The organism is Bacillus sp. EU55 (assembly GCF_038005925.1).
GTDB classification, from domain to species: Bacteria; Bacillota; Bacilli; order Bacillales; family Bacillaceae; genus Bacillus; species Bacillus velezensis.
The window spans coordinates 3,682,679-3,694,580 of sequence record NZ_JBBOUE010000001.1; the positions used below are offsets into that span (position 1 = coordinate 3,682,679).

The following is an 11,902-nucleotide window of genomic DNA, read 5'->3' on the forward strand; positions in this document are numbered from 1 at the left end:
TATATTTTATCACTTTACCGTCTGAACCAAAACAGATTTATACAATTCCGGCATAACTGGTATAGATAACTAGTCTGAAAAGGAGTAAAATAAAACTAACAACTAACCAGAAAGGCGTGTTTTAAAGTGGCTGAAAGCTTGTTAATCAGCGGTGCGGACATCGTAACAGAAGAAGAAATCATCCGAAACGGATTTCTTGGTATAAAGAACGGCATCATTTCTTACGCGGGGAAAACAAGACCGCAAGAAACGTATGAGAAGGAATGGAAGGCGCCCGCGGGCTCGTATGCGCTTCCCGGAATGATTGATATTCATATTCACGGCGGATACGGCGCGGATACGATGGATGCTGATGTTGCAGCACTTGATACAATGTCCGCCCGGCTGCCCGAAGAAGGAACAACCTCTTTTCTAGCGACAACAATCACACAGCAGCACGAAAACATTGAAAAAGCGCTCGTCAACGCCAAAGAATGGACGTCTTCCTCACCGCAGGCCCAAAAAGGCGCTGAGTTGATCGGCATTCATTTAGAAGGACCATTTGTCTCTCCGAAAAAGGCGGGAGCACAGCCGAAACAATGGATTACTCCTGCTGATGCCGGGCTCTTTCAGAAATGGGAGCGGCTCTCGGGAGGGATGATCAAAATTGTGACGCTTGCGCCGGAAGAAGATCCTGATTTCAGCCTGATCCGTTATTTAAAAAACCAAAACATCATCCCGTCAATGGGACACACAGACGCAGGAGCCGAGCTTTTACAAAAAGCGGCGGATGCCGGGGCGGTGCATATGACGCACCTCTTCAATGCCATGAGCTCCTTTCATCACCGTGAGCCGGGGGGCATCGGTACGGCTCTCGCCTGCGGCCGCATCACGGCGGAGCTGATCACTGACGGCATTCATTCCCATCCTCTGGCTGTAAAGCTTGCCTATTTGGCGAAAGGAAGCCAAAACCTGATCATGATTACAGACTCCATGCGGGCAAAAGGGCTTAAGGACGGAGAATACGAGTTCGGCGGACAAAAAGTCACCGTTCGCGGGGACACGGCGCTTCTCTCTGACGGGACGCTGGCCGGTTCCATTTTAAAAATGAATGAAGGCGCAGAGCTCATGCGCAGGTTTACAAACTGCTCATGGCCGGATATAGCAAATATGACATCGGCAAATGCGGCCCGCCGCCTCGGCATATTCGACCGTAAAGGAAGCATCGCCGAAGGAAAAGACGCCGACGTTGTTCTGACGGACGGACAGTGCGGCGTGCTGGCCACGATTTGCCGCGGAAACACCGCATATATCTCAAGGGAGGCTGATTGGACATGAACGTTATCACATGCAGACATTATGAAGAATTAAGTGAAAAAGCCGCAGCGATTATCGCTGAAACAGTGAAACAAAAGCCGGATGCCGTTCTCGGCCTTGCGACGGGAGGCACTCCTGAAGGCGTATACAAAGAACTTGTACGGATGCACCGCTCAGAAGGCTTGTCATTCCGAAATGTCACGACGATCAACCTCGACGAATACGCCGGGCTTTCTCCCGAGGACAAAAACAGCTATCATTATTATATGAATACACATTTTTTTGCACATATCGACAGCCGAAAGGACCGCCACTTTCTCCCTGACGGACGGGCAGACGATCTTGATGCCGAATGCGGACGCTATGACCGATTGATTCAAACACTCGGCGGAGCGGATATACAGCTTTTAGGCATCGGACACAACGGCCATATCGGCTTTAATGAACCCGGGACGCCATTTGAATCCCGAACCCATGTTGTTGAGCTGAATGAAGAGACAAGACAGGCGAATGCGCGGTACTTTCCGTCAATTGATCAAGTCCCTGTAAAAGCCCTGACAATGGGGATCGGGACGATTTTGTCCGGCAAACGGATTTTGATCATGGCATCCGGAAAAAGCAAGGCCCAAGCGGTGAAGCAGCTTCTGGACGGGCGCATCAGCGAAGCATTCCCCGCCTCCGCCCTGCACGCGCATCCGGATGTGACGGTCTTGATTGATGAACAGGCTGCGGGCGGCGATTGAAAGGATTTGACCTATGCAGATTGATAAACAATCTCCGATTCCGATTTACTTTCAGATTATGGAACAATTAAAAACACAAATCAAAAACGGCGAGCTGAAAGCGGATGCGCTGCTTCCGTCGGAGCGGGAATACGCCGAACAATTCGGCATCAGCCGAATGACGGTGCGCCAGGCGCTTTCCAATCTGGTGAATGAAGGATTTTTATACAGGCAGAAAGGCCGGGGAACGTTCGTCAGCAAACTGAAGATGGAACAGCCGCTTCAAGGGCTGACAAGCTTTACGGAAGATATGAGAAGCCGGGGCATGAAGCCGGGGAGCAGACTTGCCGAATACCAGCTGATTCAGGCGACGGAAGAATTATCTTCTATCCTGGGATGCGGCTATCCGGCAACGCTTCATAAAATCATCCGCGTCCGGCTGGCAAATGATATCCCGATGGCGATTGAAGCCTCGTACATCCCGTTTGACAAGGCGGGAAAACTGGACGCCTCCCATTTTCAATCATCCATGTATGAGCATATTGAAGCGTACAATCAGATGCCGATCTCACGTGCAAAACAAGAGCTTGAACCGGGAGCCGCTTCCGAGGAAGAAGCTGAGCTGCTCGGTATCCAGCCCGGCGCCCCCGTCCTCTATATCAAGCGGACCACTTATCTGCAGGACGGCACTGCCTTTGAGCACGTCAAATCCGCCTACAGAGGCGACCGCTACACATTCGTGCATTATATGGACAGGGTGAAATGAAGGGGCTGGGACAAAACCCACCTCTAAGACGAAAAAAACGGTGAAATTTTACGACGAGTAAACTTTCACCGTTTTTGATTATTTTACAATAAAAAATAAGGACAACTTCTGATAAAATTAAGTTACCATACAAAATCTAATCAGAAAGAAGTGTCCTTATGTTTAAAGATTATACCATGAATCAAATCGTTTTGCCTTTAGATTTAGAAGTAAAGTTACAAAATAATGATATTGCCTACCATGTCCATCATTTAGTGGAAAGTATCCCTCAAGAAGCGTTTGAACCATTTCTTCGAAATGAAGGTTGTCCTGCCTATCATCCACGCATGATGCTTAAAATTATTCTATGTGCCTACACTCAATCTGTCTTTTCAGGGCGTAAAATAGAGGCCCTATTAAAAGACAGTATCCGTATGATGTGGTTAGCTCAAGGGTATGAACCAAGCTACCGTACAATTAACCGATTTCGTGTTCAACCAGTAGTGAAAGATTTAATCCGTCAATGTTTCATCCAATTTCGCTGCCAATTGATTGAAGAAAAACTGATCGATCAAGAAGCGATATTTATCGATGGTACAAAGATTGAAGCGAATGCGAATAAATTTACGTTTGTCTGGAAGAAAGCGATTGAGAAATTTCATCAGCGTTTAATTGATAAGTCAAACCAGTTGTACAATGAGTTGCTTGAGAACGAAATCATACCCCAAATGGAACGGGAAAGTGATGAACAGCTATCATTTGGAGAGCTCACTCAAATGGTTCAAAAAGTAGACGAAGTAGTGACCGAATATGATAAACAAATAGAAGCATCTTCAGACGTTACGGAACGAAAAGCCTTACGAAGGGAACGAAAATACCCGAAACAAGTGCGTAAACAGTTGATTGATTTTATCCTAAGAAAACGGAAGTACCAACAGGATCTTAAAATCTTTGGACCACGTAATAGCTATTCTAAAACAGATCTAGATGCGACATTTATGCGAATGAAAGATGATTATATGAAAAACGGGCAATTGAAAGCTGGTTACAATGTACAAATCGCAACGGAAGGTCAATATGCGCTTGCTTATAGTCTATTTCCAAACCCAACAGATACACGTACGTTAATTCCATTTTTAGATGAGATCGAGCAACATTATTTCGAGTTACCGAAACATATAGTTGCAGATGCAGGTTATGGTAGTGAACAAAACTTTAGTGATATTCTCTCAAACAGAAACCGAGAAGCACTGATAACATATAACATGTTTTTGAAGGAACAAAAGAAAAAGTACAAACAAAATACATTTAATCCTGATAACTGGGTATATGATCAAGAAACCGATACATATACGTGCCCTAATCAGAAACGTTTAGAATTTCAATATCATTCTGTCCGAACGGACGCTACAGGTTTCCAAAGGAGTTTCAAAGTCTACGAGTGCGAAGACTGTTCAGGATGCCCATTCCGTTCATCATGTACCAAGGCAAAAGAAGGAAACAATCGAAAACTAATGGTGAACAAAAAATGGGAACAGCAAAAAGAATATGTGAGAGCGAAGCTTTCAGAAGAGAAAACGAGTGCCATCTATCGAAAACGTAAAACCGATGTGGAACCAGTTTTTGGATTCTTGAAGGCTAATTTGCGTTTCACTCGATTTTCTGTACGAGGAAAATCGAAGGTAGCAAACGAAATGGGTCTCGCATTAATGGCAGTGAATTTAAGAAAATTCACTGCCAACTTCTAAGGTAATAGAAGAATTTATACATAAAAATAAAGAAAGATGAATTTGAGTACCCCCAAATTCACCTTTCTCATTATTTGAAGCTAGTTTTGTCCCAGCCACTTTTTTGATCTGCCATTTTCAAATCAAGCCGGTGAATGTTCTCTATGACTCTGTCAAAACAAAGAGGCCGGGGTTCTGGTAGCTATTTTTATAAAGAAAAGAGTCATAAAATGCTACCCTCTGTTTTGGACAATATACGGAACCTGTTTTGAAATCAGCAGCAGCGGTTCTTTGTTTTTATGAGCCAGTGAAAACATGATTGCGCCTTCAATCATCGAGTTGATTGTCACCCCGAGCTTCTCCGCTTCCTCTTGTTCAAACCCATGCTCAAGAAATTTTGCCGCAAACACATCCGTCCACTTCTTGAACACCTCAACACATGTGCATCTTAACGTTTCATTGATCAGAGCGGTCTCACCCGCCAGCAATCCAACCGGCACGCCCTCAATATTCTGCGGATCATTAAACTGTTCAGCCGTTACATGAATAAAGTGCTGAATCGCTTCTATAGGGTCCGCGAATTGGGACATACTATTCTGTATTTGCTTTTCAACGCATCTTCCCGTATGTTTGATCGCCGCAATGGCGAGTTCTGCTTTTCCGTTTGGAAAGTGATGATACACAGACCCTCTGGGTGCTCCGCTCTCTTTTATAATTTGGTTCAAACCAGTCGCATGGTATCCCTGAATCTGAAAAAGATATGCAGAGGTTTGAATAATTCTTTCTTTTGTCCCGGTTTTACTGTTCATTATGTTTCCTCCTGCATATTACGAAAACCAATCGATTTTAGTATAGAAAAGGGACATAAAAAAGTCAAAAGCACTTATTACAGCAGGGCGCCGCCATTTACGTACAGAAAAAATCCTGCTGACCTTCAGATTTTCTTCTGAGCGATCAGCAGGCTGTATTTTTTTCGTTATGGGTTTGAGGCATGCCTGAAATCAAACTGATCCGGAGCCGGGCGATACGGCGTATTTCCCGTTTTGAACATCCACAGCGGTGATATTGTTTTGCCGTTGTACGGGTCCTTAACGACGGTGTACCAGTAATAAACGGAATCAGGCTGCAGGCCGTCCCAGATCCAATTTGCGGTTTTTCCGCTTTTTACGTGTTTTTTATGACCGAGCAGTTCGTTCGTATAGACGTTGCATTCAAAATAATCGGTCGCCACCCTTTTCCTCTTCGGCTGTAAATCCATTTCTGCTGAGAATTCGTCTTTATCAGCGAACAGATCGGTGTCATAGTAATTGATGTCATCCGTGTACGGCGAGTAGGAGAACATGTGAACCTGATTGGCGGCCTGATCGAATTGCATCATGCGCATAAAGCCCTGTCCCCCTTCCGGACCGTCCTGGTAGTCGGTCAGAATTTGGTGGACGAGGCGGTCCGGTTTTCCGTCCCCGTCATCGTCAAGCGCATCGGTTTTTTTCATGGCGTTATGGTAATGGCCGCTTAATACCATCGCCACATTGCGATTCGGCTTGACGACTTTTCGATAGATCGTTTCCCCGATCGGGCTTCGATTTCCGCTCACAAGCAAGTACTCATGAAAGCATAAGATGGCGGTTCGGTCCGGATACCTCTTTAGCACTTGATTGATCCAGTCAATCTCTTGTTCCCCAATGCCCCAGCCCATATAAATCATAATAAAATCGTTCCCGCTTGCCGACAGCAGATCATAATGCCCGCGGTTATTTTTGTATGATCCGCCGTAATGCATGTTCTGTTCAAACCGGCGGCTCCCGAAGAAATCCCCGAAGGTTCGGTATGTGCCGTCTTTATGGCCGACGTCGTGATTGCCGGCAAGCACTCCGTACGGAATCCCCGCCTTGTCAAGCGTCCGCATGGAGTGATCGGCGTTTTTCCACTGTTTCATCACCATTGAATCATCGACGATATCGCCGGTATGAAAGACATATTTAATATTGTGCTTTTCCTTATTTTCTTTGATCCACTCCGTCATTTTGTCAAAAATGTGCGGGTGCCCTTGTGCGTAATACTGTGTATCCGACATCCAGACAAACGTGTAATTGCCTTTCGCCGGTATTTGATCCTGCACGATGACATTCATTTTTGAGTTCTTCACCACATCCGCTGCGGAAACGGCGGCTTTTAATGTAAACGGCTTTTTATATTTGGCAAGGACGCTGTCCGCCTCCTGCCAGCGGCTTGTCCGGTAATTCCAAATATACATGGTTACCTTTCGGCCGGGCAGAGAGCTTCCTTTCCAGACCGCCTCGGCCAGATCCGTTTCGTCGATAGACGGGTCAACGGAGACTTCGAATCGGTGATAAGGAAAACGCTCCATACTTTCCGCCGAAACGGTTTTTCCGTCATTTGCCGAGATGCGGTTCATTTCAGGCAGGGTAAACGGCATTTCATTTTCTTTTATGCCCCTCGGCGGTTCCGTTAATGAGGCGTGTTTATACACTTTCACGCTGCCCGGATTTCGCGCGGTATAACGGAAGCCGCGATAAAATGATACATTCATGTCATCCTTCGTCGGGTCTTTTACCCGGACGGACAGCTTTGCTTTGTGGGCGCCGATTTTTTGATCGGCAAGCTCCGGCTGGTTCGGCTCCTCCCGTTTGATATGGAAGGTGCGGACGGACGTTGTTTCATTTCCGGCAAGGTCTGCCGCAATGATAGTAAGGGTATGCTTTCCGGGCTTAAGATCGGCTGATGACGTGTGATGCGGGAGCGTAATGCTTTCTCCGTCCAAAAACGCTTTGACCTCTTCCACTTTGCTCCATTTGTCACGGATGTCCGCATTCAGCTCAACATTACCTTTCAGCGCCGCGCCTTCTTTAATATTCGGGACAATCTTCGGCCCCGTATTGTCCACCCGCACAGACTGGCTCAGCTGCTCCTCACCGTCGCTAACAAAAATGTGGTGATAGCCTTCCGAAAGCTTCGCCGTGTTCCACGGCAGCAGCCGTGACGTAAACAAATGATCCGGCAGGCTGAATGAGAAGGTCTTCTGCTGATTCGCCCGCCTGCCGTCACCGATAAACAGCTGCTCAGCCGGATCCGTCTTCCCGTCTTTGATCACCGTTCCGTCCGAAAGCACCAGACGGGCATGTTTCACGACAAAATCATCCCGATTCTCTCCCGTGTCATACGGAGAAACCTTTGAGCCCGAACGGATGGATACTTTCTGTGTTTTGCCCCCTTTTTGCAGCAGACGTTCCGGAAGGAGAACCGAGTGTGTTCTGTAGCGGTGAGACGGATCGTCAAAAATGTGCAGCACCTCATTTTCCATCATGACGGTGTTTTGAAAATAAAGATTCGTTTTTCGGGCATCGAAGGCGAAATAGACCTCTTTTTCCAGCGCCGGCCGGGTCTCCTGCCGCTTGCCGTCAATCCACAGCTTGATCTTATCGGGGCTGACGTCGGAAGTCGCTTTGAGCAGATAGGTGCCGGATATCGTATCTTCGGGTTCAACATTCATTCTGAGTCCGTGTGATTTGCTCGTCTGTTCAATGTCAATCATCTTGACGGGCGTTTTTGCTTCATTTTCTCCATCACTGGCTGCGATATAATACTCAAGCTGATCCTGGCCGAGCAGTTCCGGGGAATAAAGAATGTGATGGTATAAGCTGTCGTTACGGTCTTTTTCGGCCAGAATTCGTTTGAATGGTTTTTTCTCATTGGTCCGGTAATAAAACGCGGCTGTTTTGACAAGGTTTTTGTCTTTTATGTCAGCCTTTAATTCAATGCTTTCAGCGGGCCGGACGGGCTTTCTGTCTGTAAGGTCTTCGATGACCGGTTTTTCCTTGTCAGGTTTTATCACCCTTTTCTGCTGCGGGATCTGCGCCTGAAAAACAGAGCCCGGTGACGGCTTATGCTCGCTCGTGGAGATCTTCAGCAATTCTCCCGTTCCGTTCAGCGGATATTTGTACAGCAAAGAAGTCAGCCGGCGGAAAGCGTGTTTACGGTAATGCGCTGAGGCGATACCCTTTCCGGTATTTGCCGACAGCACCACCGTACGCGGGCGGCCGTTGGACATTCCGTCCGTCCCTTCGATGACGGCGAGATGTTTTCCCTCCTTCAGGCGTGTCCCGTAATAGCGGTTGAAATCATCTATCGTCAGTTCTGATGCGGCGCGTCTCAGCCAAAACACGTAAGTCCCGCCTGACGGAATGACGGTATCTTCTTTCGGCCTCCATATCATGTCTGATTCCGGCCCTTCCTTCGGATAGCGGTAGCGGATGTGATAGTCTTTAAAATGAATGGGCCTGTCCGTCGTGTTATACACCTCGATAAATTCATAGGCATCAGCGCCGTCTTCATTTTTCGTATCAACCGCAAGCTCCGTAATCATCAGCTCGGGAATATGATTCAAATCGGCTTGATAGCCGTCCAGCTTCAGCCGCTTTTTCTCCGATTCAGCCCGCTGTCTGCCGTTGGTGAAAACGAGGTAATATTCCAATTCTCCATTCCAGATATCCCGTTTTGAAACCTGGGCCGTAAACAGCCAGATTGCGCCTGGCGCGGGCTCCATCGGCACCATTTTAAACCCCAGCTCATTGCTTTGTTTATAAAAAAGAAACGCCGAAAACGCTTGATAGTCAGCATTCCGTACATGAGCCTGTATGAACAGGTTTCTTTTCATTTCCGCCTTTACTTCGATTTGGGGAGGGTTCTCCAGAAGCGGTATGTAATGAGGCGGCTGTCCGAATTCCTGCTGATTCACGGGGATTGCCGATTCTTTGCGCGCCGCATCCGCAGAAGGACTCACACAAAGCAAACCAATCAGAAAAAAGAGCGTCATCACAAGTTTCATCTCATTACCTCCCTATGCATTATGTTGCGTCAGGAGGCCGCCGCTTATGTAACCGCACATAAAAAAGCTGCCCTCTCGGGACAGCTCTTTTTTTATCCTTTTCTAAGCGGCTCCAATATGCCTTTTTGGATCAGCAAGTGGAAAACGGACAGCACGACGGATGCCCAAATGGCGGTGCCGAACCCGTCAATCTGAAAGCTGTCTCCCATCAAGGCTGCGGTCATCATTAACGTAATGGCGTTGATGACAAACAGAAAGAGGCCGAGGGTCACAACCGTGACAGGCAATGTCAATATGACGATGATCGGTTTGATCAGCACATTTAACACGGAAAGAATCACACTGGCGATGACAGCCGCTCCGATACTGCTGATATGGACGGAATCAAAATATCCCGCGATAACGATTAATAATAACGCATTTACTAAAATGCTGACTGCCCATTTGATCATTTATTTCAAATCTCCTTCTAAAGGTACAACAAAACACCAGATAATATATACAATCGGCACGATTCCCGGCATGACAAGCGCTAATACAACGGTGATAATTCGCAAAAGCGACGCATCCATATTGATGTACTCCGCCAAACCGCCGACGACGCCGGCAATTTTACGGTTTATTTCTGAACGGTAAAGTCTTTTCATCCAATCACCTCTGAGTATGCTTGAGCTTAATGGCTCCTGTTAACGATTCTGAGAAAATCGAGAGATGCTGATCATGGCCTTGATTTGATGCCAGCATCAGTTCTTTTTGAATGGTATCATTCTTTTCCTTTAAAATTTCCGCATCAATCAGCTCATGGCTGAGAGAGCCGAGATTGCTTTTCAGCTCCGCTTTCACCGCCGAATCATCAGGCAGAGCGATCTCCACGTTTCCGGTCGTCGTTTTCGTGTAGATGGAGCGGCAGTGCGGCGCTGTCACGGTAAGCATGATATTGCCGTTAAAGCTTTGAACGTCAATGGATTCACTCGATCCGCGCAAATCAATCAAGCCGTTGATCGTTTCCGCTTCAATCGCGCCGCATTGATGTCCGGCCAGCTTGATTTGTCCGTTAGCCGTTTCCGCCGACGCTTTATCAGCCGTCAAATGAGAGAATGACAGTACGCCGTTTGTCGTTTTCGCCGAGAATTCTTTTACATGTAAATGTTCCCCTCTGATCGGTCCGTTAAACAGCTTCACTCTTATCTTATCGTACTCTTTCTGGGGAACATAAAGCGTGACATTCGTTTTCATCGTTTTCTTTTCCGTGCGGACAAAAAACTTATTGCCCTTCACTTCACACTCAATGTGCTGAAGAAATGCGGTGCGCGCCGCCTCCTGACTGTCCGCCCGGTACACTTTCGCCTGGCACTCCGCTCTGATATCTTCATCCGCCCACGGCACGATATTGACGCTGCCGTTTGCGATCTGCATATCAATGGCCGAGAATTCACTGTCTTTAAATTGAAAAATATGCTGCACTTCGTGTGCGTGGCCGAAATTCAGGTCAAGATCCGCTTCCTTCACTTTTTTGACGGCAGAATCAATCCAGTCGAACAGCTTCGCCCCGAGCGACGGCTTTTGGCTTCCTTTTGCCCCGCTTTCGAAACCTTCCGCAGGTTCCTGGACCTCCGCAGATAATGCGGTGATCTGCTCTTCTTTTTCTTTATATTCATGATCCAGTTTTTCAATGAGCGTCAGTGCTTCCTGCGCCGTCAGCATGCCGTCTTCCACAAGCTTTAAAATCCGTTCTTTCTCCTGTTTCATACAAAACTCCTCCCCCGACTTTTCTTACACCTGGCGTAACACCTTAATTCCCTGCACGATATTCCAAATGACCATTCCGATGAGGATCAGAAAATAAACAGCTGCTCCTGTTATCATAACAAAAACGGGCACCATACTCTCCCCTTGAGCCGTAATCAATCCGCCGACAACACCCGCGGTCACAATCAGCAATCCCGCAAACGGAATGATATGGGAAATCAGAGCGCGCATGGCATGCCGCTTCGTCTCTTTTTCATCGACGACAAAGTAAGCCACAATCGGAAGAATGAGCGGTGCGAGAAACACGCTGAAATAACAGATTGATGCGATAATCGCTTGATTTCGGTTCAATAAAAACACTCCCTGTGCCGTAATGTAAAAACCCTTCCTTATACATACGTATGACGAATGGGCGGGTTTCATTTTCATGCTAAGGACATGCTTCGTTATACGTAATTTTTGATTTCAGAGATTTCACTATAGAATCTTTTCCCCGAACCGATTACAATATGTAACAAAGCCTGACCGTATGCAAGGAGGACATACAAATGGAGAAAGATCCCGAAAACGCCCAAGTAACGGAAGAGAGTCTTCGAAATTTAATTCGCGAACAGAAAAGAATGAACAGCGAAATGCTGGCTGAATTGGAACAGATCAAAGCAGCCCCTCTTCCCATTTCCCATGATATCCAATATATAAAAGTGCTGCTGGACAGCAGCAGCACCCATATTCTGCAGGACTTAATGCATTTAAGCAGACAGCTTCCCCAACAGAAAAAAAGCCTGTAACAACAACAGCCCAAAACGCGATGAGTTTT

Annotated in this window: 11 protein-coding genes; 5 read left to right on the forward strand and 6 right to left on the reverse strand. The window is 46.8% G+C overall.

All coding sequences use genetic code 11. The features are described 5' to 3' along the window. Positions 1 to 126 precede the first annotated feature (126 nt). The 4 genes from nagA (at position 127) to NYE50_RS18855 (ending at position 4,511) form a co-directional block, all read left to right on the forward strand. Entirely contained in the window at positions 127 to 1,317 is a 1,191-nt protein-coding gene (nagA, locus tag NYE50_RS18840) for an N-acetylglucosamine-6-phosphate deacetylase (protein ID WP_159354634.1), read from the forward strand. Further along, positions 1,314 to 2,039: a glucosamine-6-phosphate deaminase gene (gene nagB / locus NYE50_RS18845; protein WP_022553854.1), complete on the forward strand. Its 726-nt coding sequence runs from the start codon at positions 1,314 to 1,316 to the stop codon at positions 2,037 to 2,039. Before nagA ends, nagB begins: the two co-directional genes overlap by 4 nt. Positions 2,040 to 2,052: 13 nt before the next feature. Next, positions 2,053 to 2,784 carry a GntR family transcriptional regulator gene (locus NYE50_RS18850; protein WP_012118554.1) on the forward strand — a complete coding sequence of 244 codons (732 nt, stop codon included), beginning with the start codon at positions 2,053 to 2,055 and terminating at the stop codon, positions 2,782 to 2,784. A 158-nt stretch (positions 2,785 to 2,942) separates the two neighbouring features. Further along, a complete protein-coding gene (locus NYE50_RS18855; RefSeq protein WP_340762868.1) occupies positions 2,943 to 4,511 on the forward strand; it encodes an IS1182 family transposase in 1,569 nt (522 codons plus the stop codon). Between the two features lie 212 nt (positions 4,512 to 4,723). Here NYE50_RS18855 and NYE50_RS18860 read toward each other — a convergent pair whose 3' ends face one another. The 6 genes from NYE50_RS18860 to NYE50_RS18885 all read right to left on the reverse strand — a co-directional run bounded on the left by NYE50_RS18860 (position 4,724) and on the right by NYE50_RS18885 (position 11,436). Beyond that, complete coding sequence (locus tag NYE50_RS18860; RefSeq protein ID WP_007407444.1) at positions 4,724 to 5,299, reverse strand: TetR/AcrR family transcriptional regulator; 576 nt, start codon at positions 5,297 to 5,299, stop codon at positions 4,724 to 4,726. A 167-nt stretch (positions 5,300 to 5,466) separates the two neighbouring features. After that, a complete protein-coding gene (locus NYE50_RS18865; RefSeq protein WP_159354635.1) occupies positions 5,467 to 9,336 on the reverse strand; it encodes a metallophosphoesterase in 3,870 nt (1,289 codons plus the stop codon). Positions 9,337 to 9,428: 92 nt separating this feature from the next. Then, positions 9,429 to 9,788, reverse strand: a complete 360-nt coding sequence (locus tag NYE50_RS18870) for a phage holin family protein (RefSeq protein WP_014418984.1) — start codon at positions 9,786 to 9,788, stop codon at positions 9,429 to 9,431. Beyond that, positions 9,789 to 9,983, reverse strand: coding sequence for a PspC domain-containing protein (locus NYE50_RS18875; RefSeq protein ID WP_159354636.1), 195 nt, complete (start codon positions 9,981 to 9,983; stop codon positions 9,789 to 9,791). It abuts the gene before it with no gap. A gap of 4 nt (positions 9,984 to 9,987) precedes the next feature. Continuing rightward, positions 9,988 to 11,085, reverse strand: coding sequence for a DUF4097 family beta strand repeat-containing protein (locus tag NYE50_RS18880; protein WP_029973515.1), 1,098 nt, complete (start codon positions 11,083 to 11,085; stop codon positions 9,988 to 9,990). 24 nt (positions 11,086 to 11,109) lie between these two features. Further along, complete coding sequence (locus NYE50_RS18885) at positions 11,110 to 11,436, reverse strand: hypothetical protein (protein ID WP_003151444.1); 327 nt, start codon at positions 11,434 to 11,436, stop codon at positions 11,110 to 11,112. 197 nt (positions 11,437 to 11,633) lie between these two features. Here NYE50_RS18885 and NYE50_RS18890 point away from each other — a divergent pair, with 197 nt between their 5' ends. Continuing rightward, positions 11,634 to 11,873 (forward strand): hypothetical protein, encoded by a 240-nt coding sequence (locus NYE50_RS18890; RefSeq protein ID WP_003151443.1) that lies wholly within the window; start codon positions 11,634 to 11,636, stop codon positions 11,871 to 11,873. Positions 11,874 to 11,902 lie beyond the last annotated feature (29 nt).

What these genes read in the sequence shown, in the direction of transcription:
- NYE50_RS18850 (WP_012118554.1), top strand. Translation starts at nt 2,053, where the DNA reads ATGCAGATTGATAAACAATCTCCGATTCCGATTTACTTTCAGATTATG.
- NYE50_RS18865 (WP_159354635.1), bottom strand. Translation starts at nt 9,336, where the DNA reads ATGAAACTTGTGATGACGCTCTTTTTTCTGATTGGTTTGCTTTGTGTG.
- NYE50_RS18870 (WP_014418984.1), bottom strand. Translation starts at nt 9,788, where the DNA reads ATGATCAAATGGGCAGTCAGCATTTTAGTAAATGCGTTATTATTAATC.
- NYE50_RS18890 (WP_003151443.1), top strand. Translation starts at nt 11,634, where the DNA reads ATGGAGAAAGATCCCGAAAACGCCCAAGTAACGGAAGAGAGTCTTCGA.
- NYE50_RS18875 (WP_159354636.1), bottom strand. Translation starts at nt 9,983, where the DNA reads ATGAAAAGACTTTACCGTTCAGAAATAAACCGTAAAATTGCCGGCGTC.
- NYE50_RS18860 (WP_007407444.1), bottom strand. Translation starts at nt 5,299, where the DNA reads ATGAACAGTAAAACCGGGACAAAAGAAAGAATTATTCAAACCTCTGCA.
- NYE50_RS18880 (WP_029973515.1), bottom strand. Translation starts at nt 11,085, where the DNA reads ATGAAACAGGAGAAAGAACGGATTTTAAAGCTTGTGGAAGACGGCATG.
- NYE50_RS18855 (WP_340762868.1), top strand. Translation starts at nt 2,943, where the DNA reads ATGTTTAAAGATTATACCATGAATCAAATCGTTTTGCCTTTAGATTTA.
- nagB (WP_022553854.1), top strand. Translation starts at nt 1,314, where the DNA reads ATGAACGTTATCACATGCAGACATTATGAAGAATTAAGTGAAAAAGCC.